We start from the raw sequence: 25,451 nt of genomic DNA on the forward strand, positions 1-25,451 counted from the left end.
GCGGGCTTCGCCCGGCCGCTGGCGGCGTCCCCCCAGGGGGAAGGCGCGCCAGCGCCACAGGGGGCTTACTGCAAGGCCTTATAGCGCACACGATGCGGCCGGGCGCCGTCTTCACCCAGGCGTTTGATCTTGTCCGCCTCGTATTCCTGGTAGTTGCCGTCGAAGAAGGTCCATTGCGATTCACCTTCCGCGGCCAGGATGTGGGTGCAGATGCGGTCGAGGAACCAGCGGTCATGGCTGATCACCATCACGCAGCCGGCGAATTCGAGCAGGGCATCTTCCAGGGCGCGGAGGGTTTCCACGTCGAGGTCGTTCGAGGGCTCGTCGAGCAGCAGCACGTTGCCTCCCTGCATCAGGGTCTTGGCCAGGTGCAGGCGGCCGCGTTCCCCCCGGAGAGCAGCCCGATTTTCTTCTGCTGATCCTGGCCGTTGAAGTTGAAGCGGCCGGCGTAGGCGCGGCTGGGCATCTGGAACTTGCCGACGGTGATGATGTCGAGGCCGCCCGAGATGTCTTCCCACACGGTCTTGTCATTGGCGAGCGCATCGCGGCTCTGGTCGACAAAGGCCATCTGCACGGTCTTGCCGATCGAGACGGTGCCGCTGTCAGGTTGCTCCACACCGGCAATCAGCTTGAACAAGGTCGATTTACCCGCGCCGTTGGGGCCGATGATGCCCACAATGGCACCGGCCGGCACCTTGAAGCTCAGGTTGTCGATCAGCAGGCGGTCGCCGAAGCTCTTGCTCACGTCCGTGAACTCGATCACTTCGGTACCCAGGCGCTCGGCGACAGGAATGAAGATCTCCTGCGTCTCGTTGCGTTTCTGGTATTCGTAGTCGGACAGTTCTTCGAAGCGGGCCAGGCGGGCCTTCGACTTGGCTTGCCGGCCCTTGGGGTTCTGGCGGGCCCACTCGAGTTCCTTCTTCATGGCCTTGGCGCGCGCGTCTTCGCTTTTCTGCTCCTGCTTCAGGCGCGCATCTTTCTGCTCCAGCCACAAGGAATAATTTCCCTTGTAGGGAATGCCGTAGCCACGGTCAAGTTCGAGAATCCACTCCGCCGCGTTGTCGAGGAAGTAGCGGTCGTGGGTGATGGCCACCACGGTGCCGGAAAAACGCTTGAGGAAGATTTCCAGCCACTCGACCGATTCGGCGTCCAGGTGGTTGGTGGGTTCGTCGAGCAGCAGCATGTCAGGCTTGGACAGCAGGAGCTTGCACAACGCCACGCGGCGCTTCTCACCGCCCGAGAGCTTGCCGATCACGGCATCCCAGGGGGGCAGGCGCAGCGCGTCGGCAGCGATTTCCAGTTGATGCTCGCTGTCGGTGCCGGCGGCGGCGATGACGGCCTCCAGCTTGCCTTGTTCTTCGCTCAGGGCGTCGAAGTCGGCATCCGGCTCGGCATAGGCGGCGTAGATCTCTTCCAGCCGGGCCTTGGCGGCATTGACTTCACCCATGGCCAGTTCCACTTCCTGGCGCACGGTGTTGGCGGGGTCGAGTTGCGGCTCCTGGGGCAAATAGCCGATATCCAGGCCTGGCATGGGGATGGCCTCACCCTCGATTTCCTTGTCGATGCCGGCCATGATTTTCAGCAAGGTGGACTTACCCGAGCCGTTCAACCCCAGCACGCCGATCTTGGCGCCTGGGAAGAAGCTGAGGGAAATGTCCTTGAGGATCTGCCGCTTCGGCGGCACGATCTTGCCGACGCGGTTCATGGAAAAAACATACTGGGCCATGGTGCTCTTTTCTCGGAATACGGTGCAAATCAACAAGGGATTATCGGCGCTGCGGAGAACCGCAGGCCGCTTGTGCGGCATTTCAACCTCTTTGCAGCCCTTGGCAGAGCGGGTTTGGCAACAAAAAATTACCCCTGATGGCAGCGGCGAGATATGGACAGGATGCGCTTATTTCCGGAAAATAAGTGTACGCTGTACACATTTCGGCGAAGGAGACTCTCATGCACTACGTTGACGGATTCGTCCTGCCCGTGCCTCGCGACAAACTGGAGGCTTACCGCGCGCTTGCGCAGACAGCGGGCGAAGTGTGGATGGAGCACGGGGCTCTGCAATATTTTGAATGTGTAGGCGACGACGTGCCAACTGGCAAGCTCACATCCTTCCCGCAAGCCGTACAACTGAAGGACGACGAGGTGGCCGTCTTTTCCTGGATCGTTTACGCATCCCGCGCCGAGCGAGACCGCATCAACGCGCTAGTCATGAAAGATCCGCGCATTTCCGGCACCAAGCCTGAGGACTTGCCTTTTGATGGGATGCGCATGTTTTGGGGCGGCTTCACCGGCTTGGTCGAACGGGGATGGGGCAGCCAGTCTTAGCCGGTTTCCGGTATTGATTTCTATTGTTAGCACCTTCGCCTAGGTGCTTTCCAAAAGGATGGCGGTGAAAATGCGATAATGCGTTTGCTTGTGGAACACCAGTTCGCCCGCAACGCCAGCAGTTTTGCTGGGGCCTCCCGCAAATCACAATGTATGCCGAGGCCCGCATTCAAACCCGACTGCCCTTGACTGGCCGGTGATCCACCGGAGCGGGCAGGCGCCAAGCGCCGACAAGAGACAGGCGCCTCCTTTTGATGAACTTTGATGATCTGAACCTGGCCGAGAACATTCTCAAGGCCGTGCATGAGCAGGGCTACACGCAGCCCACTCCCATTCAAGCCCAAGCGATTCCCGCCGTCCTCGACGGACATGATCTGTTGGCCGGCGCGCAAACCGGCACGGGCAAGACGGCGGCCTTCACGTTGCCCCTGCTCGACAAGCTGAGCCGCACCGAGCCGGCCAAGCCGGGCGCCATCCGTGCCCTGGCGTTGGCTCCCACACGCGAGCTGGCGGCGCAGGTCGAGGAATCGGTCCGCACCTATGGCAAATACCTCGACTTGACCTCCACCGTGATCTTCGGCGGTGTGGGCATGAACCCCCAAATCCAACGCATCAAGCGCGGCGTGGATATCCTCGTGGCTACGCCCGGCCGGCTGCTGGATCTGCAAAGCCAGGGCTTCATCGACCTCTCCAATGTCGAGATCCTGGTGCTTGATGAGGCTGACCGCATGCTCGACATGGGCTTTATCCATGACGTGAAGAAAGTGCTGGCCCTGCTGCCCGCAGCCAAGCAGAGCCTGCTGTTTTCCGCTACCTTCAGCGACGAGATCCGCGAATTGGCAGGCGGGTTGCTGAAAGACCCGAAAAGCATCCAGGTCACCCCGCCCAACACCACGGTGGAGCTGATCAGCCAATTGATCTATCCCGTGGGCCGCACGCGCAAGAAGGAAGTGCTTGCACACTTGATCGGCGAGGGCAACTGGACCCAGGTGCTGGTATTCACCCGCACCAAGTATGGCGCCAACAACGTGGCCGAGTATCTGTCGAAGCACGGCATCAAGGCCATGGCGCTGCACGGCAACAAGAGCCAGAGTGCGCGTACGCAGGCGCTGGCTGAATTCAAGAGCGGCGATCTGCGCGCTCTGGTGGCCACCGACATCGCGGCACGCGGCATCGATATCGACGAGTTGCCGCACGTCGTGAACTACGACATCCCCAATGTATCCGAAGATTACGTGCACCGCATCGGCCGCACGGGCCGTGCCGGCGCCAGCGGCCAGGCGGTCAGCCTGGTCTGCATGGACGAAGAGGGCTTCATGATGGAGATCGAACGCTTCACCAAGCAGCAGATCCCCGTGCAGATCCTGGACGGCTATGGTCCCGCGCCTGACGAAAAGGCTGAGCCGATCGCCATGGGGCGCCAAACCCTGTGGGGTGGCCTGGGCAAGCCGCCCGGCCGCGAAGTGATGGCCGCTGCCGCGAAGGCCGCGCGCCAAGAAATGATGCAGCGCATCCGTGAGAACAAGACTGCGCAAGGCGGGCGCGGGCAAGGCGGCAGGGGCCAGGCGCAAGCTCGCAGGCCTCAGCGTGCCGAGGGTGACAATGGCATGCATGGCGCCCCCGAGGGTACCGAGGCCTCAGCCGAAGGCGCATTCGAGGACGGCCAGCCGCCGCGCCAGCACCAGAACGGCACGCGCGCACCGGGCCAACCCGGCAATGGCAATGGGCGCAACCGCCGCCGCCGTGGGCGCGGTGGGAACGGCAATGTCAATGGCAATGCCAGCAACGGCCAGCGCACGCAGCCGCAAGGCCAGCCGCGCGACACGGGATTCGACAGCGACTACGACGATCGCGAGCCGGATCGCCTGCCTCGGAACATCGATCCGCTGCAGACCAACCTGCATGGCAAGCGCCATCGCTCTGGCCCCAGCCACGGCGCTGCAGGCCAGCCTGACCCCATGCGCACCAGCATCGACCTGATGGGCAAATCGGGCGGTAACCGCAATCGCGGCCGCTCCGGTGGTGGTTACGGCGGCGGCGGTGGTGGTGGTGGTGGCTACGGTGGTGGCGGCGGCGGTGGCCGTGGCGGCAACTGGCGTGGCGGTGGTGGCGGTGGTTTCAACCGCTGATCGGCTTCCTTTGGGGCGTGGCCAGCGCCACGCCCAGATCATCGAGAAAAGCGCGGCAGGCCACAGGAAGGGTGCGGCCAGCCATGGTCTGCACTTCGAAGTGCCGCTCGTTCATCTCGCGGTCGCGCAGCGGAATGGCCGCGACTGACCCTCTCTCCAGATAGTCGTGCAGCGTTTCCTGGCCGCAGAACGTAATGCTGCCGCCAGCCGATGCGAACTTGATGAGTGGCCCCAGACGGTCGCATTCGAACACGGTTTCGAAATGCAGGCCCTGGCGGCTGCGGCTGATGTCCAGCAATTGCCGAAGCGTCGTGAATGGGGGCGGCAGCGCGAGCGGATAGGCCGCGACCTGCGCCAGCGTGAGCTGCTTCTTTCCCGCGAGCGGATGCTGCTTGCCGAGTACCGCGAGGATTGGGGACGGCTGGCGCAACTCCACGTTGATGCCGCGCTCGGAAGAGAGCCCGAAGGTGATTCCGATGTCCACATCGCCCTCGCGCACCATCCGCACGATTTGCGCTTGCGTGTTCACGCTGAGCGAAAAACCAATTCCCCCATAGCGCTGGCGGAATGCCGCGATGAGCGGAGGAAAGAACTCGTACGCGAAGCCTTCGGTGCTCGCGATGCGCACAGTTCCCGTGCGCAAACTTCGCACGGCGCGGATGTCGTCCGCGACGCGCTCGATATCCTGCCAGGCGCGCTTGGCATGTACAGCCAGCAGTTCGCCTGCGGCATTGAGCGTCATGCCCCTCGCACGGCGCTCGAACAGCAGGGTATCCAGATCGCTTTCCAGCCGGGCGATCTGCCGGCTGACCGCGGAGGGTGCTACTCCCAGGCGATTGGCGGCTTCAGTGACGGAGCCGGAGCGCACGACTTCCAGGAAGTGGCGCAGTGCCGATTCCTGCAGCACGCGCGCGTTCATTGATCGAGGCATGGCGAATCCAGGGTGCGGAGAGTGAAGGGCAGGGCAGAGCGCAATAGGGTGAAAGCATTGCGAAAATCGCAACGATAAATTCTAAACATTGACCTTGCTGAGGGTGCTGTATCGTCTTAGCATGTCCCATGCCCGCACGTCTATTTGCAGCATGAAATTGTCACCACCCTCTATTGCCAGCCTCGGCGGCGTGCAAGGCGTGGAGGCCCGTTTCGAGAGCGGCGTCAAGGCTGCTGCGCAGATCGAACGTGAGCTGCCTCTGATGCGTGCAGTGGCTGCGCGTACCGATATCCAGGCCAACTGATTTTTCTTCTTTGACTACGCCGTGAGTGATACCACTTCCCCTACCCGGATCGTCGAGCATTCCGCCGTTGCCCTGCGGCAGATGATCGGGAACAAGACCCTTTCGCCTGTCGAACTGCTAAACGCCTGTATCGAGCGCATCGAAGCGGTCAACCCCTACGTCAATGCCGTGACGGCGACGTGCTTCGATCGAGCGCGCAGCGAGGCGCGCACGGCTGAGCAAGCGGTGATGCGCGGCGAGCCCCTGGGCCTGCTGCATGGTTTGCCGCTGGGCGTGAAAGATCTGGAACCAACGGCCGGTCTGCTGACCACTTTCGGCTCGCCCTTGTTTCGCCAACATGTGCCGAACCAGGATATAGAGCTTGTAGCCCGTCTGCGCAGGGCTGGTGCCATCGTGACCGGCAAGACCAATGTGCCGGAAATGGGCGCAGGTGCCAATTCGTTCAACGCGGTCTGGGGCGCTACCGGCAATCCATTCAATCCCAACCTGAATGCGGGCGGCTCTTCTGGCGGCTCCGCCGCGGCCCTGGCCTGCGACATGCTGCCGGTTTGCACCGGCTCGGACACCGGCGGCTCGCTTCGGATTCCCGCGGCCCTGTGCGGTGTGGTGGGCATGCGTCCTTCGCCCGGCGTGGTGCCCAGCGCGCGCAAACTGCTGGGGTGGTCGTCTCTTTCCGTGGTCGGCCCCATGGGACGCACGGTCGATGAGGCCTGCCTTCAACTCGCCGCCACGGCGGGCGTGCATGCGAGTGATCCGCTCAGCTACCCCTTGGATCCTGCTGCCTTCCTGAACCTGCCTGCCGCCGATTTGGGCAAGCTGCGCGTAGCCTACACCGCAGATTTCGGCGCCTGTGATGTGGACGACGACATCCGCGCGAGTTTCGCCGAAAAAATCGGGGCCATGCGCCACCTGTTTGCCCGCTGCGACGAAGTCAGCCTGGAATTGGGTGATGTGCACCGCGCGTTCGATGTGCTCCGTGCGGAGGCTTTCGTGGCGGGCATGAGGGAGGCCTATGAGAAGGACCCCCACAGTCTTGGCCCCAATCCCCGCGCGAACTATGAGATGGGCGCGCGGATGAGCCTGGTGGAGAGCGCCTGGGCGCAAGCGGAGCAGACACGCATCCTGCAACGCTTTCAGCCAATCTACCGGGACTATGACCTGCTGCTTTCGCCCACCACGCCGGTATCGCCTTTTCCCTGGACGGTGCCTTATGCTCAGGTGGTGCAGGGGCGCGAGCAGGTGAACTACTACCGTTGGTTGGCGCTGACCTATGTGGTGACGCTCGCCACGCATCCGGCCATTTCCCTGCCTTGCGGCACGGATGCGCGAGGTATGCCTTTCGGGCTGCAGGTGGTGGGCGGATTCCGGGGGATCGGCAGTTGCTTTCGGCAGCGCGAGCCATGGAAGAGGCTTTTGCCGCCCACCCTGTGCTGCGCCGTCCGCGCCCGGATCTGGCGCGATTGGAGCCTGCAGTGCCGGCCCTCGATTCGATCGTGACGGCGCCGCCGCCACGGGATTGGCATGGCTCTGGCGCGGCGGACGGCGGGACCGTTTCCGCTGTCTAAGTGCCTAAGAAAGTGTCTCCATGCGGGACAGGGTCGGGGTGAGGGGCTTTCACAGTGCCCCTGCCCAGCCGCCAGTCTTTAAAGCACCGTTTCGGGCGTGCGGTCGGCCAAACCGACCTCAGCTCTCAGCAGAGCCGCCTTGTCGGTCTTTTCCCAGCTGAATTCCGGTTCTTCGCGGCCGAAATGGCCGTAAGCTGCGGTTTTCTGGTAGATCGGGCGCAGCAGATCGAGCATCTGGATGATGCCTTTAGGGCGCAGGTCGAAATGCGCGCGCACGAGCTTGGCGATTTCGGTGTCGGGAATGACGCCGGTGCCTTCGGTGTAGACCGTGATGTTCATCGGCTCGGCCACCCCGATGGCGTAGGCCACCTGGATCTGGCACTGGCGCGCGAGGCCGGCTGCCACGATGTTCTTGGCCACGTAGCGGGCGGCGTAGGCGGCGCTGCGGTCCACCTTCGTGGGATCCTTGCCGCTGAAGGCGCCACCGCCGTGCGGGCAGGCACCGCCATAGGTATCGACGATGATCTTGCGGCCCGTCAGGCCGCAGTCCCCCTGCGGGCCGCCCACGACGAAACGGCCTGTCGGGTTCACCAGGTATTTGGTGTTCTTGAGCCATTGGTCGGGCAGTACAGGCTTGATGATTTCCTCGATGATCGCCTCGGTAAAGCTGGCTTTCATCTTGGTCTGCGTCTCGCTCTGATCAGGGCTGTGCTGAGTGGACAGCACCACGGTATCGATACTGTGCGGCTTGCCGTCCACGTAGCGCATGGTCACCTGGCTCTTGGCGTCCGGGCGCAGGAACGGCAGCTTGCCGCTCTTGCGCAGCTGGGCCTGGCGTTCCACCAGCCGGTGCGCGTAGTAGATGGGCGCGGGCATCAGTTCGGGCGTTTCGTCGCAGGCATAGCCGAACATCAGGCCTTGGTCGCCCGCGCCAGTGTTCAGATGGTCATCGGAGGCGTGATCCACGCCTTGTGCGATATCATTGCTCTGCTTATCGTAGCAAACCATGACAGCGCAGCCTTTGTGATCGATACCGTATTCGGTATTGTCATAGCCGATGCGCTTGATGGTGTCGCGTGCCACCTGGATGTAGTCGACCACCGCATTGGTGGTGATCTCACCCGCCAGCACCACGAGGCCTGTATTGGTGAGGGTTTCGGCAGCCACGCGAGAGCGTGGGTCCTGGGCGAAGATGGCGTCGAGAATGGCGTCCGAAATCTGATCGGCTACCTTGTCGGGATGGCCTTCGGAAACGGACTCGGATGTGAAGAGAAAGCTGTTCGCCAGTTCCATTGAATAAACTCCAGCAGTTACGGGAAAACGCGTTGCCGTATAAACCTTGGGGAGTCAACCTCGGGGGAGCAGGCGAACGCTTTAGCAGAATTTTTTAATGTCGCCCTGCAAGTTGCTCTGTTAACTCGGCGACGGAAACCATCTTAACCGATCCATGCTCACCCTGTTTCGCTTAGTGTCGGCTTGGCCTCTTGCACTGCTGCATGCCGTGGGCGCCGCACTGGGCTGGCTGTCATGGCTGCTGTCGCCCACCTACCGGCGCCGTTTCGCCCAGAATGCGGGCCTGGCCGGCTATGATTTTGGCCAGGTGCGCGCGGCCGTGGGGCACGCTGGCCGCATGGTGGCTGAAACGCCACGCCTATGGTTCGGCCCGCCGGTGCCCATGCAATGGGCGGGCACGGAAGCGGTGGATGCCGCCTATGCGGCGCGGCGAGGCATCGTGTTCCTCACGCCGCACATGGGCTGCTTCGAAATCACCGCGCAAGGTCTGGCCGAGCGCTATCACGCTGAATATGGGCCCATCACGGTGCTCTACCGCCCGGCGCGGCAGCCAGCCCTCAGCGAGGTGATCGAAACTGCGCGCCGCCGCGAAGGGCTGGAAACCGCGCCCACCACGCTGGCTGGCGTGCGTCAGATGATCAAGGCACTGCGGGCTGGCCGTGCCGTAGGGTTGCTGCCCGACCAGGTGCCGCCCGACGGCATGGGGCAGTGGGCCTCCTTTTTCGGGCAGCCTGCCTATACGATGACACTCGCCGCCAAGCTGGCGCTGCAGACCGGCGCCACACCGCTGCTGGTCTGGGGCGAGCGGCTGCCGCGCGGGCAGGGCTTTCGCCTGCGCTTTCAACCGTTGGCCGAGCCCCTGGCCGATGACCTGGAGACGGCGGTGGAGCAGATCAACCATGAAATGGAGGGGTTGATCAGGCAGTGCCCGCAACAGTATTTGTGGGGTTATGGGCGCTACAAGCAGCCCCGGAAGCTATGACGCTCCCCCTGAGGCGCTGACGCGCCTTCCCCCCGAGGGGGACGCCACCAGCGGCCTGGCAAAGCCGGATCTGGGCTCCCCCTGTGGCACTTCGTGCCTTCCCCCGAGGGGACGCACCCAGCGGCCTGGCAAAGCCAGCTCCGCGGGTGCTCGCGCATGGCCTGCTCCGCGGCCATCTGATGTTGTCTTCCTCCCTCTTTGGGAGGAAGGGGAAAGAAAAACGATAAAACATGCAGCACCCAGGCATTCTTTTCATGCGCGCACTGGCGCCCCTGCCGCTGGCTTTGATCCGTGGCCTGGGCAGCGTGGTCGGGCATGTGCTTTTCGTGCTGGCGCGCCAGCGCCGGTACGTCGCGCTGACCAATCTGCGGCTGGCATATCCGGATTGGTCCGAGGAGCGGCGGCGTGCGGTGGCACGGCGCAGTTTTGTCTATTTCAGCCAGGCATTTCTTGACCGCTCCTGGCTTTGGCACGGCGATCCGGAGGTGGTGCGCCAGCGGCTTCGCATCACCGGCGCCACCGAGGATCTCACCCGCGAAGGCGCGGTGGTCATGTTCGCGCCGCATTTCTATGGCATGGATGCCGGCGGCAGCGCTGTCATGGACCAGATCGATCGCCCGGCCTGCACCATCTACACCACGCAGCCGGATGCGGTGCTGGATGCCTGGATGCAGCGCGGGCGCAAGCGTTTTGGCGATGCCACCTTGCTGAGCCGCACCGAAGGCGTGAAACCCATCGTGCGGGCGCTGCGCGAAGGCAAGATGCTGTATTTGCTGCCCGACATGGATCTTGGGCCGACAGAATCAGTTTTCGTGCCGTTCTTCGGGATCAGCGCCGCTACCGTGCCCTCGCTTTCGCGCTTTGCCAAGCTGGGCCATGCGCGCGTGGTGCCTGTGGTCACGCGGCTGACCAAGACCGGCTACGAGGTGCGCGTGTACCCTGCGTGGCCCGACTATCCCAGTGCCGATGCACTGGCCGACACGGCCCTGATGAACAAGCGCCTGGAGGGCTATATCAACGAAATGCCCGAACAGTACTACTGGGTGCACAAGCGCTTCAAGACCCGCCCGGAGGGGAGAAGCCGCTGTATTGAGTCAGGGCTTCCCGTGCTGCAATGGTGCCACGGCGTGCGCCGGACTGGCATCGGCCACCGCCTGGATGAACGTCGTCAGGACGGTGCGGAAACTCAGGTCGCGGTCATACTTCGTGCGGAACGCGCCGCTGGCCTCGAGCGTTCCAAACCCGTGGACGATGCTGCGCAAGCCGCGCAGGGCATGGATTTGCGCCTCTTCATCCAGGGACAGTCCCGCGAAGACCTTGTAGAAGACCGCCAGCCACTGATCGGCGGCCTGCCGCAAAGGCACATCCTCGGGTTGGGGCGTGGGCACGGTCGCTGAATACAGGCCGGGCTCTGTCCGCACAAACCGCAGATAAGCGGTGCACATCTCGAACAGGGCGGCCGGGCCGCTCAATCCCACTGCGCTGTCACGCAGGGTTTCTGCCAAGGCCTGGTGCCCCCACAGCGCCAAGGCACGCTTGATTTCATCCAGGCCGCCGATATGCGCGTAGACCGACGGCGGCCGGATACCCAGATGGTCCGCCAGAGCCCGTACGGAAAGCCCTTCGATACCCTGCGCATTGGAGAGCACCCGGGCCGCCTCCAGCACCTGTTGCCGGCCGAGTCCCTTTTTGGTGGAGGCGCGCTTGAGGTCCTGGGTGGAAGAGTGCTCGGATGCTTTTTGTCTAATCATGATATATATTCGCCTAATTGAATTAGGCAATCAACCAGAGATCGTCTTGGATGGCGGTCCCGCACATCATGAAGGAGACACGGTGCAAATAGCTCATTCCGATTCCACTGCTTGGAGTCCCGTACGGACGGTTCGAGGCGGGGTGATCCGTTTCAAATACCTGCTGGACGGGCAAGAAGGCGCTCCAGGCAATTTTTCACTGGTGATCGCGGATACGGATGTATCGTTCAAATCGCCCCGGCATAGGCACAATTTTGATCAGATCAGGGTCAGCCTGGATGGCGTCACCAATTATGGTCCCCGGGAAAACATCGAGGTCGGCGACGTCGTCTACTTTCCGGAGGGCACCCACTACGGGCCGCAGGACCAGGAACTGGCCCGGCAATCGAGCCTGGCCATGGTGATCCAGTTCGGCGGCGCCTCGGGCAATGGCTACATGAGCCTGAGGCAGCTGCAGGAGGGACAGGAGCGGCTTCAGCAGAAAGGCAGATTCGAAGGGGGCGTGTTCCGCCGCGAGCCCGATCCGGCGAACACCCGCAAGAATCAGGATGCGTATGAGGCGATCTGGGAATTCCAGAACGGCCGGCCAATCGAATATCCCAAGCCGCGCGTCAGCGACCCGATTCATTTCCATGCGCGGAACCTGGCCTGGACCGGCATTCAAGGGGAGCCGGGTACGTCCGTGCGCGACCTGGGGCGTTTCACCGACCGGAACATCCACATATACACGCTCAAGGTAGGTGCGGGCGCGCGTCATGTGTTTGTCCCGGGGGCGCAAGGCCGTCTCCTGTTTGTGCTGGAGGGCGCCGGTCAATTGGGGCATGAATGCTTCGCGCGCCACAGTGCCGCGCACCTGAGCGCGGGCGAGCAGGCGGCGTTGACGGCTGAGCAGGAAACCGAATTGCTGGTTCTTGAGCTGCCTCGCTTCGAGGAGAGCGCATCATGAAGCGCCGCGAATGCCTGACGATGGCCCTTCTCGCGGGCTTGCCGGTTTCCTCGTCATTTGCACAGGCAACCTCGGACAAGCCCGTGCGCCTTCTCGTCGGTTCGGCGCCCGGAGGCGGCACGGACGCGATTGCGCGCATGATCGCCGATGCGCTGGCGCCCATGCTCAAGCAGTCCGTGGTGGTGGACAACAAGCCGGGTGCCGGGGGCATGCTGGCCTCCGAGCAACTGACGAGAAGCGCGCCCGATGGCTACACCTTGCTCGTGGCCCAGAACGGGCACACGACCAATCCGGCTTTCTACAAGAAGCTGCCCTATGACACGCTGAAGGATTTCACGCCCGTCGCTTCGCTGGCGATATCGCCGCTGGTGCTGGTGGCTTCGAGCGAGAGCGGCGTCAAGGACGTCAAAGGGTTGATCGAGTTCGGCCGCCGGAACCCGAAAGCCATGTCGTTCGCCGTCGGCGACTCCTCTACCCGCATGGCGGTGGAGCAGATCAGCAGCGCGCTTCATCTTTCGGCCGCCTCAGCCATATACAAGGGCACAGGGCCCGCTGTCGCGGATGTCGCGGGAGGGCATGTGCCCTTCAGCGTCACGACGATTGCGTCGGTGCTGCCCTTCCGGTCTACCGGCAAGCTCAACTTCGTGGCTGTCGCCGCTGGGCAGCGCTCGTCTTTTCTGCCGGAGGTGCCCACGTTGGCCGAGCAAGGGCTGCCAGGCATCTCGGCACAGGGATGGTGGGGTGTTCTGGGGCCGGCGAACATGCCTCAGCCCGTGGTGGACAGGCTGAACGGGGAGATTGGCAAGATCCTCGCGACGCCGGAAGCAAAACGCCGGATGTTGGGGCTGTCCGCGGAGCCATGGATCCAGACGCCACATGATTTCGATGCATTCATCCGCAAGGAGGTGCCTGAAATCGTTGGCTTGGCGCGCAAGGCCGGGATTCAGCCGGAGTGAGTTTGGCAGGTTGGGCTGAGCACACACGGCGAAGTCCAACCTGCGATCAGTGGATTTGAAAACTAAGGTGGTAAATGAGTTGCAAATCTTGACGTTTTTGACTGGTTACTCGAATTTTCCTGCGGTTTGATGCCGTTAAAATCCGCCGCATGTTACGGGACACCTCTCCCGGCGCCCTTCACGGCGCGCCGGCTTCGGGAAGTGCTCACCGTTCGCCAGTAGTCCGATGGTTGTTGATCGGAGCTTGTTGTCTGGTGGCTGGGCCTCTTGCGGCTCAGACGGTGCGCTCGGACGCTTCCAATTTATTTTCGTCGCCTTGCTCTTCAGCCAAGGCGGTTCATGACATGCGCTGCCCCAATTACGTTGGTTTCAAGGGGCGGCTGGGTACACGCGCTGATGCGCCGCCAGCGGCCGAAGCGGGGCGTGATCTGCAGCGTGGGATCGCTTCCTGGTACGGGCCTGGCTTTCATGGCCGCAAGACCGCCAGCGGCGAACCCTTCGATATGGCGGGGTTGACGGCCGCCCACAAGACGTTGCCTTTCGGCACCCGCGTGCTGGTGCACAACCCGCGCAACGGCAAGGAAGTGGTGGTGCGCATCAACGACCGGGGACCTTATGTGGCCGGACGCGTGATCGACCTCAGCAAGGCTGCCGCAGCCGCTTTGGGTATCAAGAGCCGCGGGCACGATACGGTCGTATTGCGAGAGGCGCCAGAGCAGGGCCAGGACGACGTGCTGGCCAGCATTTCTTCCGAATAAGCGGCGCGCTCTTTAACAACTGGCCCGCGCCAAAGGCCTCGCGTGAAATATCTCCACGCGCCGAGATCGTAAATACGCTCTGAAACCCAAAACTCGAAAGGCAGCGGAGCATGCCATCCGCGGGCACCCGCGGAGCTGGCTTTGCCAGGCCGCTGGGTGTGTCCCCGTGGGGGAAGGCACGAAGTGCCACAGGGGGGAGCCCAGGTCCTGCTTTGCCAGGCCGCTGGGTGCGTCCCCCTTAGGGGGAAGGCGCGTCAGCGACTCAGGGGGGACATTTCATCAGCGCTCGTCGTAGCTCACCACCAGCTTGTCCGTGGTAGGGCGGGCTTGGCAGCTCAGCACAAAGCCTTGCGCCATTTCGTCTGCCTCCAGCGTGAAATTCTTGTCCATGCTGACGCTGCCTTCCAGCACCTTGGCGCGGCAGGTGCAGCATACCCCCGCCTTGCAGGAGTAAGGCAGATCCAGGCCGGCGGAGAGCGCGACGTCGAGTACGTGCTGGTTACTGCTCATGGCCAGTTCGTGTGATTTGCCATCGATCATCACCGTGAGCTGAACCTGGCCGACAGGCGCTTCAGGGTCAGGCTGGGCAATGGCCGCGCGGCGGGCCTCGGGGCTCATCTCCTCCAGGCGGGGGAGGTGAAGCGCTCCGCGTGGATGCGCTCCTCAGGCACGCCCGCTTCCTTGAGCGCGGTCTCCGTGGCCTCGATCATGGCCTCGGGCCCGCAGATGAAGACTTCGTCCATGCTGGCGGCCGGCAGGAGTGTGCTAATCAGTTGCTGCACCTTCGCGCCATCGATGCGGCCTTCCAGCAGAGGCACTTCCTGCGCCTGGCGCGAGAGGATGTGGATCAGCGTGAGGCGGTTCTTGTATTTGTCCTTGAGGTCCTGCAGGGCCTCGTTGAACATCACGCTGGCCATGCGACGGTTGCCGTAGACCAGCGTGAACTTGGCCGTGGGGTGCTCTTCCATCGTGCTGGCGATGATGGAGAGGATGGGCGTGATGCCCGAGCCGGCGGCAAAGCCCACGCGGTGCAGCGCGCGCGGCTGCTTGGAGACGAAACGGCCGTCGGGCGGCATCACGGACAGCGTGTCGCCGGCCTTGAGTTCGGTGGCGGCCCAGTTGGAGAAGAGCCCGCCTTCCATGGGGCGAATGCCCACTTCCAACTCGCCCGCCGCGGCGTAGCGGCTGCGGGTGGAGCAGATCGAGTAGTTGCGCCGCACATCCTCGCCGTTCAGCTTGGTGCGCAGGGTGAGAAACTGGCCGGGCTCGAACTGGAAGCTGGTCCGCAGCTCGGGCGGCACGGCGAACGTGATGGCAACCGCACCGGCCGCTTCGGGGCTGACGCGGGCAATGGCGAGATCGTGAAAGCGCGGGGTGGACATTTAGATGGCCTTGAAATGGTCGAACGGTTCCATGCAGTCGAGGCAGCGGTAAAGCGCCTTGCAGGCAGTGGAGCCGAAGTGCGAAGTCTCGGTGGTGTTGTTGGAGCCGCATTGCGGGCACGCCACCGCCATGTGTTTCTGGGTAGAAAAGCGGATCACGGCTTCGCCTGGAGCCGAGTGGCCGCAGTGTGGCGGGGCGATGCCGTAGGCGCGCAGTTTTTCGCGGGCGGCATCAGTCATCCAGTCGGTGGTCCAGGCAGGGGCAAGCTGTGTGACCACACGCCCGGCCACGCCTTCGCTTGCCAGCGTCGCGGCGACGTCATCGGCGATCTGCTCCATGGCCGGGCAGCCGCTGTAGGTGGGTGTGATGACCACTTCCACCTCGCCGTCAGCGCCGCGCCGCAGATCGCGCAGGATGCCCATCTCGCGCAGGGTCACGACGGGGATCTCCGGATCCGTCAGCGTATCCAGCGCTTGCCAGAGGCGGCCGAGTTCCGCTTCTTGGGGGGCTTCCTGCAGGATGGTCATTACCAGGTGGCTCCGGGGTGGGCGCGCGCCAGGCTCTGCATTTCGGCGAGCAGATAGCCCAGGTGCTCGGAGTGGATGCCTTGCTTGCCCTGCGTCACGTAGCCTTTCACGGCAGCAGGGCGCGTCAGCGTGGCCTCCGCGAGGGTTTCGTTCACCATCTGATCCCATTCGGCGCGAAGGCTGGCCACGTCGATGCCCGTGCCACTGGCGCTTACTTCGCTTTCCAGGGCGTTGGGCGTCCAGAATTCGTCGGTATAGGGCAGCAGGTGGTCCACGGCGCTCTGCGCGCGGCGATGCGATTCCTCGGTGCCATCGCCCAGGCGGATCACCCAGTCGCGCGAATGGCGCAGGTGATAGCGCACTTCTTTCAGGCTTTTGGCGGCGATGGCGGCGAGTTGAGGGTCGGCGGACTGCTGCAGGCGCTCCCACACCATGATCATCAAGCTGCTGTAGAGGAAGTTGCGCACGACGGACGTGGCCCAATCGCGCTCCGCCGCGGCCGAGGGCAGCAGGGCAGGGCTGTGCGGCAACTCCAGCAGGGTGTAGTTGCGGAACTCGGGCACATCCCGGAAATAGGCCAGGGTGTCTTCGGTGGCGCCATTGCCCTTGAGGGTGGCGGCATGCTGGTAAAGCAGGCGAGCCTGACCGATCAGATCGAGGCTGTTGTTGGCCATCGACAGATCTTCTTCCAGGATCGGTGCGTGGCCGCACCATTCGGCGTTGCGCTGGCCCAGCACCAAGGCATTGTCGGCCAGGTGCAGAAGGTAGTCGGCGGGCGCAGCCCCGGATCCGGACTTGGGCTGGTTGGACGTTGAGCTTTGAAGCATCACATGTGTCCCACTTCTTCGGGGATCTCGTAAAAAGTGGGATGGCGGTAGATCTTGTCGCTGGCCGGCTCGAAGAACTCGGCCTTGTCGTCCGGCTCGCTGGCGGTAATCAGATGCGAGGGGATCACCCAGATCGAAACGCCTTCTTGCCGGCGCGTGTAGACATCGCGTGCCATCTGCAGCGCATGCTGGGCATCGCTGGCGTGCAGGCTGCCGCAGTGCTTGTGCTCCAGGCCTTGCTTGCTGCGCACGAAGACTTCCCACAGAGGCCAGTCACGAAGGGCTTTCGTGCCGGCCTTTTTACCTGTGGGCATGGTGTTTCCAGTGGACTCGGTCATGCTGCTTCCTTCATCGCGCGTTGCTTTTGTTTCTCCGCGTGCGCCAGGGCCGCCGCGCGTACCCAGGCGCCGTCTTCGTGGGCTTTGACCCGCGTGGCCAGGCGCTCCTTGTTGCAGGGGCCATGGCCGTTCACGGTTTGCCAGAACTCATCCCAGTCAATGGCACCGTAGTCATGGTGGCCGCGCTCCTCGTTCCACTTGAGATCGGGATCGGGCAGGGTCACGCCGAGCACTTTGGCCTGAGGCACAGTGGCGTCGACGAATTTCTGACGCAGATCGTCATTGCTGATGCGCTTGATGCCCCAGCGCCGGCCCTGCTCGCTGTTGGGGCTGTCGGCGTCGGGGGGCCGAACATGGCCAGGCATTTCCACCAGGTGCGGTTGACGGCGTCCTGCACCATGTCCCGCTGAGCTTGGGAGCCTTTCATCATCACCAGCAGGGCCTCATAGCCCTGGCGTTGGTGGAACGATTCTTCCTTGCACACGCGCACCATGGCCCGCGCATACGGGCCATAGGAGCAACGGCAGAGCGGGATCTGATTCATGATGGCCGCGCCGTCGACCAGCCAGCCGATCACACCCACATCGGCCCAGTTGAGCGTGGGGTAGTTGAAGATGCTGCTGTACTTGGCCTTGCCTGTGTGCAGGGCGTCGAGCATTTCGTCGCGGCCGGTGCCCAGGGTCTCGGCGGCGCTATAGAGATACAGGCCGTGGCCGCCTTCATCCTGCACCTTGGCCAACAGAATGGCCTTGCGCTTCAGGCTGGGGGCGCGGCTGATCCAGTTGCCTTCGGGCAGCATGCCGACGATCTCGGAATGCGCATGCTGGCTGATCTGGCGCACCAGGGTCTTGCGATAGGCCTCGGGCATCCAGTCGCGCGGTTCGATACGGCCATCGTCATTGATTTTGGCGTCGAAAGCAGCCTGCAAGGCGGATTCCGCCTCGGTCATGGGCTTGGGCACAGGCTTCAGGCCTGCGGTTTTGGTGTCGGCCTCGTCGGGCACTGAAAACGACTGGGTATACATGCGGATCTCCTTGGCGCTCGCACGCACTCTTTCCGGAAGACCCTAGTATAAATAATTAGCCGACCAATCGGTCGGCTAATTTTCAAATCCCTTTTAGGGGTTTACCCGATCAATGCCCCAAAGCTGTGTTCGGCAGCCTTCAGTTGGTGCCAGCTTCCACCTGCCAGCGTTGGCCGGAGCCGCGGCCGAGGGCTTTCAGCACGGGGGGCAAAGCCGCTTCCAGGCTGGCTTTCAAGGGGTGCGGCGGGTTGATGAGGAACATTCCGCTGCTGGTGAGGCCTCGCCGCTCCGGACGGGTGGCGTCGGCGGCGGTATCGGCGGCCGGGGCGCCGATGTTCAACGTGGCATGCAGCCAGGAGCGTCCCGCCTGGGTGGCCATGGTTCTGAGGCGGCGCGGCAGGTCATGGGCTTCCGGACGGGCGATGATCGGATACCAAATCAGATAGACGCCGGTGGGAAAGCGCTTCAGGGCATCCTGCATGGCGGCCTGCACCTTGGCGTAGTCGTTCTTGAGCTCGTAGCTGGGGTCGATCAGCACCAGGGCGCGGCGCGATCCGCCCGGCGCGGCGGGCGGGGGCAGCAGCGCCTTCAGGCCCTCGAAGCCGTCCTGAGCCAGCACGGCGATCTGGCGGCCGGCTTCCAACTGAGCGATATTGGCTTGCAGGGTCTTGGTGTCGGTGGGATGCAGCTCGAAGAGCTTGAGCCGGTCACGCACACTCGCGCGCTCGGGCTGGCTCATCAGGTGGTGCATCACGAAGGGCGATCCCGGGTAGACCCGCCAGGGGGTGCTCTCGGCATTGAACGCGCCGACCACCCCGAGATAATCGGCCAGTGCGTCATCGCCGGACTCGGCGGCAGGCCCTGGCGGGAGATCTGCGAGGCGCAGCACGCCATCCTCGGCTTCCCCAGAGGTTTGCGCATAGTCGCCATCGAGCCGGTAGAGGCCTGCGCCCGCGTGGGTGTCGATCAGCGTGAGCGGCGCCGGTTTTTGCATCAGGTGCCGCAAGGTGGCGATCAGCGTCAGATGCTTGAGTACGTCGGCATGGTTGCCGGCATGGAAGGCGTGGCGATAACTGAACATGGAGCGATGGTAAGGGCTCCAGCCGCGCGCGGCCACTGCTTCGGCAAGTCTTTTCAGGCCCACAGGAGGCGAACGGGTGGGCAAGAGCGCTTGCCGGGACGGGCGCGCGGGCCTATAATGCCAGGTTCTGCAGCGCATTGGCCCCGCGGCAGAGGCCTTGGGCAGGCAGTTTTGGCTTGAGGCGCATCCCACCTAAGAGGCTCCCGAAAGAGGAGCGCCGACCGTGGAAAAGGGCTGTTTAACGGGTTTGATTTGTCAAACCCTCCAAGGAAAAACTCATGAAAACGTTCAGCGCAAAAGCAGCTGACGTGACGCACGAGTGGTTCGTGATTGACGCCACCGATAAGGTGCTCGGTCGGGTTGCCAGCGAAGTGGCCCTCCGTCTGCGCGGCAAGCACAAAGCCATCTACACGCCTCACGTCGATACCGGTGACTACATTGTGGTCGTCAACGCCTCCAAGCTCCGTGTGACCGGTGCCAAAGAGCTCGACAAGAAATACTATCGCCACACCGGCTATCCCGGTGGCATTCGCGAAACCAACTTCCGCGATCTGCAAGCCAAGCATCCCGGCCGCGCGCTGGAAAAGGCCGTCAAGGGCATGCTGCCCAAGGGCCCGCTGGGTTACGCCATGATCAAGAAACTGAAGGTCTACGGTGGCGCCGAGCATCCGCACAGCGCTCAGCAACCCAAAGTGCTTGAAATCGCAGCTCTTTCCAACGGGGTGGCTCAATGATCGGTGATTGGAACAACGGCACCGGCCGACGCAAATCCAGCGTAGCCCGCGTGTTCATCAAAAAAGGCAGCGGCAAGATCACTGTCAATGGCAAGGATATTGGCGAGTTCTTCGGCCGCCAGACCTCCATCATGATCTGCAAGCAGCCTCTGGTGCTGACTGACCACGTCGAAACCTTCGATGTGCAGGTCAACGTTCATGGCGGCGGTGAATCTGGCCAAGCTGGTGCTGTGCGCCATGGCATCACCCGCGCTCTGATCGACTACGACGCCAACCTGAAGCCGGCACTGAGCCAGGCTGGTTTCGTGACGCGTGACGCCCGCGAAGTTGAACGTAAGAAGGTCGGTCTGCACTCCGCACGCCGCCGCAAGCAGTTCAGCAAGCGTTAATTCGCGTTTCATGGCGGCTTTCCCACTTTCTTGGTGGGGTTTCTCCCGCTCTTGGATCGCTTCAAGCCGTGCATTTCTGCGAAATGCGCGGCTTTTGTTTTTAGCGTGGTAAAAGAGTGCTGAAGATAGACGCTCAGGAGTTTTCAGCCATGTTGGGTATCAAGAAGCAGATCTCCGTACGCAGCACCATTGGTGCGGGCATGCGGGTATTGGGTGACTGCACGTTTCAGGACGGCTTGCAGATCGAGGGCGAGGTGATTGGTAATGTGACCGCCGAGCCGGGCACTTCGAGCGTATTGGTGATCACTGACACCGGTAGTGTGCAGGGGGCGGTGAGTGCCGACCATGTGGTGATCGGCGGCAGCGTGACGGGGCCTGTGCAGGCGCGTGAGATGCTGGAGCTGCAATCCAGGGCACGTGTGCAGGGAGATGTGAAATATAAGACACTCGAGATGCAGCAGGGCGCGGTTATCGCTGGCCAGTTGCAGCCGCAGGTCACGCGTCCCGCCGTGATCGAACCTACGGAAACCCGGCCCGAGCTCACCGAGCCCACGCTTGACCCTGACGGGCATTAGGGTCTGTTGGTATTTAATTCACCCCCGCGCCGGAGACTGCCGGGCTGTAGTGCAAGGCGCGCCTTGCCGCCAAGGTGCGATCCTTGGCAAGAGGCGCAACGCGGCAATACGGCCTGGCAGTCCCCGGCCCGGAGGGTGAGGCACTGGCCAGCCGCACTCGGCGTTGCAACTCCTCGCCGGGTGTCCAACCCGGCTGCGGGTTGCGCCTTGATTGCGGCCGGCCAGTGCCTCACGCGGGGGTGAATTAAATACCAACAGACCCTAATCCGACTATTTTGATATACTTTTACCAAGACAAATTTTTAGGAGTTGCACCATGAGCGCTCTGGCCCAGGATATCCAAACCTCCACTGCCATGCCCGACCCGATCATTTTCACCGACAGCGCGGCTGCCAAGGTGGCCGATCTGATCGCGGAAGAAGGCAACCCCGATTTGAAACTGCGCGTGTTCGTGCAGGGTGGTGGCTGCTCCGGCTTCCAGTATGGCTTCACGTTCGACGAGATCGCCAACGACGACGACACCACCATGACCAAGAATGGTGTGTCCCTGCTGATCGACGCCATGAGCTATCAGTACCTGGTAGGCGCGGAAATCGATTACAAGGAAGATCTGCAAGGCGCGCAGTTCGTGATCAAGAACCCCAACGCCACGACCACCTGCGGTTGCGGCTCGTCGTTCTCGACGGCCGAAGGCTAAGCCGCCAGCCTATCAGCCCCGGGCTGTCCTGCAGGGACGGCTTGGAACACAAAAAAACCCGCTGCTCGAGCGGGTTTTTTGTGGTCGGGAGGAAGTACTTATTCGGCGCTGGCGCTCGAAATCTGTCCTGCCGCGGCCAATTGGAGCTTCATGCCTGCCGCCAGCTTGGCGAAAGCAGCCTTGCTGCCGGGCGAGACAGGAACATTTTCGCTCTGTTCGGCCAGCACGCTCGGATCCTGTGGCTCGTTGTTGACGCGGTACTCGAAGTGCAGGTGAGGTCCGGTGGCCATGCCGGTCATGCCGACAGCGCCTATGGTTTCGCCCTGGATCACGTTGTCGCCCACCTTGACGCCGATGCGTGACAGATGCGCATAGACAGTGGTGTCCTTCTTGTTGCGGTGCTTCACGTAGATCACATTGCCGTAACCACTTTGCACGCCAGCGAATTCAACCACGCCATCGCCCACGACCCGTACAGGCGTGCCGGTCGGTGCTCCGTAGTCGACGCCCTTGTGTTCGCGCTGATAGCCCAGCACCGGGTGGGTGCGGGTGCCGAATCCGCTGGTCATGCGCGAAACCTGGAGTGGTGCCACCAGATAAGCCTTGCGCAGGCTCTGGCCGTCGAAGGCGTAATAGCCACCCTTCGAACCTGGTTCCTGGAACCACATGGCCTGGAGCGTCTTGCCCCGATTGATGAATTCAGCGCTCAGGATACGGCCGGCGCGCATGGGCTCGCCGTCAGCTTCCAGGGTCTCATAGACGACGGAGAAACGGTCGCCCTTGTGCAAGCCTCGGTGAAAGTCGACATCGCTGTCAAACATTTCCGTGAGCTGCTTGGTGATGCTGTCGGGCATACGGGCGTCGTCCGTGGCCGAAAACAAAGTGCTCTGGATGACGCCGCTGGCCAACCGCTGCGTGGCCACCAGAGGCGCGGTTTCGACATGCGCGGTGAAGCTGTTGCCGGCTTTTTCGACGACCAAGCGCTTGAAGTGATCGTCGGAGTCTTTTTCGATCCACTGCGTGCGCAGCGAGAGCAGCCCTTGCTGATCGGTGACCTCGGCCGTCACGGTGCGGCCGGCGCGCTCGAAGAGCGCTTTCCGGGTAGTTTCATTGCGGCGAAGGAAGGCCGCAGCTGCAGGATCGGCCAAGCCCAGACGTTTGAGCAGGCTTTCCGGCGTCTCGGGTGAACGGGTGACTTCGGAGCGGTACAGCTTGAAGGCGTACAGATCAAGCGCATCGCTCTGCTCGGAGAGAGACAGCGGTTGGACCGGTTCAGCTACCAAGCGAACCGGATCCGTGGGTGCCGTGGGCGCGAGAGAGGCGACGGCGAACGCACCACCGCCACCGCCGAGCAGCAAGGCTGCAATGACGGCAGAAATACGCTTCGGGTGGCGGTGAATGAAGTCGGCGAGCACGAGGCCCGTGGAGATCAGCTCTTGCTTCACTATTGGAAAAGTGCTCTGAAATCTGAGGTGTTTTGGGCACGGTAATGGGGAAAATTACCGCTTTCAGTCACTCTTGCGAGCGGTGAGACCCGTAAAATCACGGGTCTTAAGCTGGCGAAGTATACCGATGTAGGTTATTGCCTACAAGGCCAAAAATTTTTATGAGTTCAATCCCCCTAACAACCACCCGGTGACGGATGCTGTGCGCGACGCCATGGCGGTCAGTCTACGCGGCTGCGAGGAACTGCTGCCACAGGAGGACTGGCTGAAAAAGCTGGCCCGGGCAGAAGCCACGGGCAAGCCGCTTCGCATCAAACTGGGCTTGGATCCGACGGCACCTGACATTCATATCGGGCATACCGTGGTGCTGAACAAGATGCGCCAGCTGCAGGACCTTGGACATACGGTGATTTTCCTGATAGGCGATTTCACCACCCTGATTGGAGATCCATCCGGGCGAAATTCCACCCGCCCTCCGCTTTCCGCCGAACAGATCAGGCAGAACGCCGAAACCTACAAGACCCAGGCTTTCAAGGTGCTCGATCCATCGCGGACCGAGCTGCGCTACAACAGTGAATGGAGCGATGCGCTGGGCGCGCGCGGCATGATTCAGCTGGCGGCCAAGTACACGGTGGCCCGGATGATGGAGCGCAACGATTTTCACGACCGCTTCAAGGCCGGCACGCCGATCAGCGTGCATGAATTCCTTTACCCCTTGATGCAGGGCTATGACTCGGTGGCGCTGCAAAGCGATATCGAGCTGGGCGGCACCGACCAGAAATTCAACCTGCTGATGGGACGGCACCTGCAGGTCGAGTATGGGCAGGAGCCGCAGTGCATCCTCACCATGCCTCTGCTCGAGGGTCTGGACGGCGTCGAAAAGATGTCGAAATCCAAGAACAACTATATTGGCATCACCGAAGACGCCAACACCATGTTCGCCAAGGTGCTGTCGATTTCCGATGAACTGATGTGGCGCTGGTATACGCTGCTGTCGTTCAAATCGATGGCAGAGATTGAGGCGCTGCGGGCCGAGGTGGCCCAAGGCCGCAACCCGAAAGACGCCAAGGTGATGCTGGCCAAGGAAATCACCGCGCGCTTTCATTCGGCGGCGGCGGCGGATGCCGCGGAACAGGATTTCATCAACCGCAGCAAGGGCGGTGTGCCCGATGACATTCCCGAGGTGTCGCTCACCGGAGCACCGATGGGGATCGGCGCGGTGCTCAAGGCGGCCGGTCTGGCGCCTTCCACCAGTGAGGCGGGCCGCTTGATCGATGGCGGCGGCGTGCGGGTGGATTCCACCGTGATCAGCGACAAAGGGCTGAAACTGGAAGCGGGCACTTACGTGGTGCAGGTGGGTAAGCGGAAATTTGCCCAAGTCACGCTGGGGTAGCCAGACGCACGGGGCTTGCATCCTTGTCCGGGATCAAGTTAGCCGAATGAACACGACCCTCACGTCCTTGCCTGCCGGTGAGCTCCGGCCCGCTCTCACCGAGCCCTATACCAGTGCTCACCTGGTGCGCTGGTGCGCCGCGCAACAGAACTGGGACAAGATCCACTACGATCTGGAATACGCCCGGGAATTCGCTGGGTTGCCGGAACGCGTCATCAATGGCGCGCTGAAGCAGCATCTGCTGGCGCGCTATCTTGTCGATTCATTTGACGCATCGGCACGGATCGTGCGGCTGAACTACAAGTTCACTGGTCCTGATTTCGTCGGTGAGCGCCTCGAGTTGCGCGGCCGCGTGCTCCGAACCGAGAGTCTGGGCGATCATCGATTTGCGCATGTGGAGCTTGAGATCGGTAACCCCGCCCAAGCGAAAACGACGACGACAAGCACCGCCATTCTGATGCTTGACACGCCATCCTGGCAGTCAGTCGACTGGGGCAGCTTGCCCCCGCAATGGCGCCTCGACGAAGTGGTCGGTGCCGATGACGATGACGCTGTGCCTCGAGAGGTTCGTGACCTGCTCGGGCGCGACGACGAGCAACTCAGGTCTTATTGCGCACTGGATGCCAGCCGGCTTCGGCTGTTCGCCGATGCCGTTCAGGGCCTGCGCGCATGGCACTTCGATTCGAATGCCGCCGCAGCGGCAGGGCTGGAGACCCTTGTGGCCCCGGATCTCTTTCCAATACATGCCATAGAGGCCGAGCCCGGCACGCTGCCCCTCTCGCAAGAGCGGAGTGCGATCGGACGTGAAGCTGTCAGCGAAGTGGGCCGCAATTTCGCACGCCGCTTTGGCTTCCCGGCCAACGGCATGGTCAACGGCGGGAACGAAACCGAGATTCATTCGTTGCTGCGCTTGGGCGAAACCGCGTGCGCCGTGAGCCGGCTGCTGTCGGCCCGTGTCAAACCGGGGGCTCGCGGCGGAGACATGCTGTTCATGACGAGCCTCAATACCTATAGGACGACGACCGGCCGGTTGCTGATGCGCGAGAAGCAACTGGGTATTTATCGCAATTTCAACGTCGCCGCGCCGGCGGCCCTTTGAGC

Annotated in this window: 21 protein-coding genes and 5 pseudogenes; 15 read left to right on the top strand and 11 right to left on the bottom strand. The window is 62.6% G+C overall.

Features of this window, described 5'->3' with window-relative positions:
• Positions 1 to 65 precede the first annotated feature (65 nt).
• Positions 66 to 1,726: pseudogene (ettA, locus tag WJU18_RS05060) on the bottom strand (energy-dependent translational throttle protein EttA).
• Positions 1,727 to 1,947: 221 nt separating this feature from the next.
• On the opposite strand from ettA, the gene WJU18_RS05065 reads away from it, so the two are divergent.
• Positions 1,948 to 2,322 carry a DUF1428 domain-containing protein gene (locus tag WJU18_RS05065; protein WP_423459047.1) on the top strand — a complete coding sequence of 125 codons (375 nt, stop codon included), beginning with the start codon at positions 1,948 to 1,950 and terminating at the stop codon, positions 2,320 to 2,322.
• A gap of 254 nt (positions 2,323 to 2,576) precedes the next feature.
• Positions 2,577 to 4,451: a DEAD/DEAH box helicase gene (locus WJU18_RS05070; protein WP_423459048.1), complete on the top strand. Its 1,875-nt coding sequence runs from the start codon at positions 2,577 to 2,579 to the stop codon at positions 4,449 to 4,451.
• Here the strand turns inward: WJU18_RS05070 and WJU18_RS05075 are convergent.
• Positions 4,441 to 5,382, bottom strand: coding sequence for a LysR family transcriptional regulator (locus WJU18_RS05075; protein ID WP_423459049.1), 942 nt, complete (start codon positions 5,380 to 5,382; stop codon positions 4,441 to 4,443). The two genes, WJU18_RS05070 and WJU18_RS05075, sit on opposite strands and share 11 nt — an antisense overlap.
• A gap of 157 nt (positions 5,383 to 5,539) precedes the next feature.
• On the opposite strand from WJU18_RS05075, the gene WJU18_RS05080 reads away from it, so the two are divergent.
• Together WJU18_RS05080 and WJU18_RS05085 are read left to right on the top strand one after the other, a co-directional pair.
• Positions 5,540 to 5,686, top strand: a complete 147-nt coding sequence (locus tag WJU18_RS05080; RefSeq protein ID WP_423459050.1) for a hypothetical protein — start codon at positions 5,540 to 5,542, stop codon at positions 5,684 to 5,686.
• Positions 5,687 to 5,767: 81 nt separating this feature from the next.
• Positions 5,768 to 7,251 (top strand): annotated as a pseudogene (locus tag WJU18_RS05085) (amidase).
• 78 nt (positions 7,252 to 7,329) lie between these two features.
• On the opposite strand, the gene metK reads toward WJU18_RS05085, so the two are convergent.
• Complete coding sequence (gene metK, locus WJU18_RS05090; protein ID WP_423460937.1) at positions 7,330 to 8,538, bottom strand: methionine adenosyltransferase; 1,209 nt, start codon at positions 8,536 to 8,538, stop codon at positions 7,330 to 7,332.
• A gap of 160 nt (positions 8,539 to 8,698) precedes the next feature.
• Here metK and WJU18_RS05095 point away from each other — a divergent pair, with 160 nt between their 5' ends.
• Together WJU18_RS05095 and WJU18_RS05100 are read left to right on the top strand one after the other, a co-directional pair.
• Positions 8,699 to 9,526 (top strand): lysophospholipid acyltransferase family protein, encoded by an 828-nt coding sequence (locus WJU18_RS05095; protein ID WP_423459051.1) that lies wholly within the window; start codon positions 8,699 to 8,701, stop codon positions 9,524 to 9,526.
• A gap of 254 nt (positions 9,527 to 9,780) precedes the next feature.
• Positions 9,781 to 10,578: pseudogene (locus WJU18_RS05100) on the top strand (lysophospholipid acyltransferase family protein); the annotation flags it as partial.
• A 42-nt stretch (positions 10,579 to 10,620) separates the two neighbouring features.
• On the opposite strand, the gene WJU18_RS05105 reads toward WJU18_RS05100, so the two are convergent.
• Positions 10,621 to 11,277, bottom strand: a complete 657-nt coding sequence (locus tag WJU18_RS05105; RefSeq protein WP_423459052.1) for a TetR/AcrR family transcriptional regulator — start codon at positions 11,275 to 11,277, stop codon at positions 10,621 to 10,623.
• A gap of 142 nt (positions 11,278 to 11,419) precedes the next feature.
• On the opposite strand from WJU18_RS05105, the gene WJU18_RS05110 reads away from it, so the two are divergent.
• From WJU18_RS05110 to WJU18_RS05120, 3 genes are all read left to right on the top strand, one after another.
• Positions 11,420 to 12,223, top strand: a complete 804-nt coding sequence (locus WJU18_RS05110; RefSeq protein WP_423459053.1) for a hypothetical protein — start codon at positions 11,420 to 11,422, stop codon at positions 12,221 to 12,223.
• Positions 12,220 to 13,179, top strand: a complete 960-nt coding sequence (locus WJU18_RS05115) for a Bug family tripartite tricarboxylate transporter substrate binding protein (RefSeq protein ID WP_423459054.1) — start codon at positions 12,220 to 12,222, stop codon at positions 13,177 to 13,179. The genes WJU18_RS05110 and WJU18_RS05115 overlap by 4 nt, the downstream gene beginning before the upstream one ends.
• 344 nt (positions 13,180 to 13,523) lie before the next feature.
• Positions 13,524 to 13,937 (top strand): septal ring lytic transglycosylase RlpA family protein, encoded by a 414-nt coding sequence (locus tag WJU18_RS05120; protein ID WP_423459055.1) that lies wholly within the window; start codon positions 13,524 to 13,526, stop codon positions 13,935 to 13,937.
• 279 nt (positions 13,938 to 14,216) lie between these two features.
• Here WJU18_RS05120 and paaE read toward each other — a convergent pair.
• The 6 genes and pseudogenes from paaE to WJU18_RS05150 all read right to left on the bottom strand — a co-directional run bounded on the left by paaE (position 14,217) and on the right by WJU18_RS05150 (position 19,117).
• Positions 14,217 to 15,319 (bottom strand): annotated as a pseudogene (gene paaE / locus WJU18_RS05125) (1,2-phenylacetyl-CoA epoxidase subunit PaaE).
• On the bottom strand, positions 15,320 to 15,847 hold the full coding sequence (paaD, locus tag WJU18_RS05130; protein ID WP_423459056.1) for a 1,2-phenylacetyl-CoA epoxidase subunit PaaD: 528 nt from the start codon (positions 15,845 to 15,847) through the stop codon (positions 15,320 to 15,322).
• Positions 15,847 to 16,674 carry a 1,2-phenylacetyl-CoA epoxidase subunit PaaC gene (gene paaC, locus WJU18_RS05135; protein ID WP_423459057.1) on the bottom strand — a complete coding sequence of 276 codons (828 nt, stop codon included), beginning with the start codon at positions 16,672 to 16,674 and terminating at the stop codon, positions 15,847 to 15,849. The genes paaD and paaC overlap by 1 nt, the downstream gene beginning before the upstream one ends.
• The gene (gene paaB / locus WJU18_RS05140) at positions 16,674 to 16,988 is read right to left on the bottom strand and encodes a 1,2-phenylacetyl-CoA epoxidase subunit PaaB (RefSeq protein ID WP_423460938.1); all 315 of its coding nucleotides are present in this window, start codon (positions 16,986 to 16,988) and stop codon (positions 16,674 to 16,676) included. Before paaB ends, paaC begins: the two co-directional genes overlap by 1 nt.
• Positions 16,989 to 17,008: 20 nt before the next feature.
• Positions 17,009 to 17,961, bottom strand: a pseudogene (gene paaA / locus WJU18_RS05145) (1,2-phenylacetyl-CoA epoxidase subunit PaaA).
• 214 nt (positions 17,962 to 18,175) lie between these two features.
• On the bottom strand, positions 18,176 to 19,117 hold the full coding sequence (locus WJU18_RS05150) for a 23S rRNA (adenine(2030)-N(6))-methyltransferase RlmJ (RefSeq protein WP_423460939.1): 942 nt from the start codon (positions 19,115 to 19,117) through the stop codon (positions 18,176 to 18,178).
• A 278-nt stretch (positions 19,118 to 19,395) separates the two neighbouring features.
• Between WJU18_RS05150 and rplM the strand changes: the two genes are divergently transcribed.
• The 4 genes from rplM (at position 19,396) to erpA (ending at position 21,512) form a co-directional block, all read left to right on the top strand.
• Positions 19,396 to 19,851, top strand: coding sequence for a 50S ribosomal protein L13 (gene rplM, locus WJU18_RS05155; RefSeq protein WP_423459058.1), 456 nt, complete (start codon positions 19,396 to 19,398; stop codon positions 19,849 to 19,851).
• Positions 19,848 to 20,240 carry a 30S ribosomal protein S9 gene (gene rpsI, locus WJU18_RS05160; RefSeq protein WP_423459059.1) on the top strand — a complete coding sequence of 131 codons (393 nt, stop codon included), beginning with the start codon at positions 19,848 to 19,850 and terminating at the stop codon, positions 20,238 to 20,240. The genes rplM and rpsI overlap by 4 nt, the downstream gene beginning before the upstream one ends.
• 149 nt (positions 20,241 to 20,389) lie before the next feature.
• Positions 20,390 to 20,815, top strand: a complete 426-nt coding sequence (locus WJU18_RS05165) for a bactofilin family protein (protein WP_423459060.1) — start codon at positions 20,390 to 20,392, stop codon at positions 20,813 to 20,815.
• A gap of 316 nt (positions 20,816 to 21,131) precedes the next feature.
• A complete protein-coding gene (erpA, locus tag WJU18_RS05170; protein WP_423459061.1) occupies positions 21,132 to 21,512 on the top strand; it encodes an iron-sulfur cluster insertion protein ErpA in 381 nt (126 codons plus the stop codon).
• 98 nt (positions 21,513 to 21,610) lie between these two features.
• Here erpA and WJU18_RS05175 read toward each other — a convergent pair whose 3' ends face one another.
• Positions 21,611 to 22,957 (bottom strand): M23 family metallopeptidase, encoded by a 1,347-nt coding sequence (locus WJU18_RS05175; RefSeq protein WP_423459062.1) that lies wholly within the window; start codon positions 22,955 to 22,957, stop codon positions 21,611 to 21,613.
• Positions 22,958 to 23,171: 214 nt separating this feature from the next.
• On the opposite strand from WJU18_RS05175, the gene tyrS reads away from it, so the two are divergent.
• Positions 23,172 to 24,350: a tyrosine--tRNA ligase gene (tyrS, locus tag WJU18_RS05180; protein ID WP_423460940.1), complete on the top strand. Its 1,179-nt coding sequence runs from the start codon at positions 23,172 to 23,174 to the stop codon at positions 24,348 to 24,350.
• A 46-nt stretch (positions 24,351 to 24,396) separates the two neighbouring features.
• Positions 24,397 to 25,449, top strand: a complete 1,053-nt coding sequence (locus tag WJU18_RS05185) for an FAS1-like dehydratase domain-containing protein (protein WP_423459063.1) — start codon at positions 24,397 to 24,399, stop codon at positions 25,447 to 25,449.
• Positions 25,450 to 25,451: the final 2 nt, after the last annotated feature.

The sequence above is a fragment of the Ottowia sp. VDI28 genome, from assembly GCF_049532675.1.
GTDB lineage: Bacteria > Pseudomonadota > Gammaproteobacteria > Burkholderiales > Burkholderiaceae_C > Ottowia.

Bases quoted from the DNA above. Each gene is read 5' to 3' on its own strand.
- tyrS (WP_423460940.1), top strand. From the start codon at position 23,172: ATGGCGGTCAGTCTACGCGGCTGCGAGGAACTGCTGCCACAGGAGGAC.
- WJU18_RS05165 (WP_423459060.1), top strand. From the start codon at position 20,390: ATGTTGGGTATCAAGAAGCAGATCTCCGTACGCAGCACCATTGGTGCG.
- erpA (WP_423459061.1), top strand. From the start codon at position 21,132: ATGAGCGCTCTGGCCCAGGATATCCAAACCTCCACTGCCATGCCCGAC.
- rplM (WP_423459058.1), top strand. From the start codon at position 19,396: ATGAAAACGTTCAGCGCAAAAGCAGCTGACGTGACGCACGAGTGGTTC.
- rpsI (WP_423459059.1), top strand. From the start codon at position 19,848: ATGATCGGTGATTGGAACAACGGCACCGGCCGACGCAAATCCAGCGTA.
- paaB (WP_423460938.1), bottom strand. From the start codon at position 16,988: ATGCCCACAGGTAAAAAGGCCGGCACGAAAGCCCTTCGTGACTGGCCT.
- WJU18_RS05185 (WP_423459063.1), top strand. From the start codon at position 24,397: ATGAACACGACCCTCACGTCCTTGCCTGCCGGTGAGCTCCGGCCCGCT.
- WJU18_RS05095 (WP_423459051.1), top strand. From the start codon at position 8,699: ATGCTCACCCTGTTTCGCTTAGTGTCGGCTTGGCCTCTTGCACTGCTG.
- WJU18_RS05150 (WP_423460939.1), bottom strand. From the start codon at position 19,117: ATGTTCAGTTATCGCCACGCCTTCCATGCCGGCAACCATGCCGACGTA.
- WJU18_RS05075 (WP_423459049.1), bottom strand. From the start codon at position 5,382: ATGCCTCGATCAATGAACGCGCGCGTGCTGCAGGAATCGGCACTGCGC.
- WJU18_RS05070 (WP_423459048.1), top strand. From the start codon at position 2,577: ATGAACTTTGATGATCTGAACCTGGCCGAGAACATTCTCAAGGCCGTG.
- WJU18_RS05105 (WP_423459052.1), bottom strand. From the start codon at position 11,277: ATGATTAGACAAAAAGCATCCGAGCACTCTTCCACCCAGGACCTCAAG.
- WJU18_RS05115 (WP_423459054.1), top strand. From the start codon at position 12,220: ATGAAGCGCCGCGAATGCCTGACGATGGCCCTTCTCGCGGGCTTGCCG.
- paaD (WP_423459056.1), bottom strand. From the start codon at position 15,847: ATGACCATCCTGCAGGAAGCCCCCCAAGAAGCGGAACTCGGCCGCCTC.
- WJU18_RS05120 (WP_423459055.1), top strand. From the start codon at position 13,524: ATGCGCTGCCCCAATTACGTTGGTTTCAAGGGGCGGCTGGGTACACGC.
- WJU18_RS05065 (WP_423459047.1), top strand. From the start codon at position 1,948: ATGCACTACGTTGACGGATTCGTCCTGCCCGTGCCTCGCGACAAACTG.
- paaC (WP_423459057.1), bottom strand. From the start codon at position 16,674: ATGCTTCAAAGCTCAACGTCCAACCAGCCCAAGTCCGGATCCGGGGCT.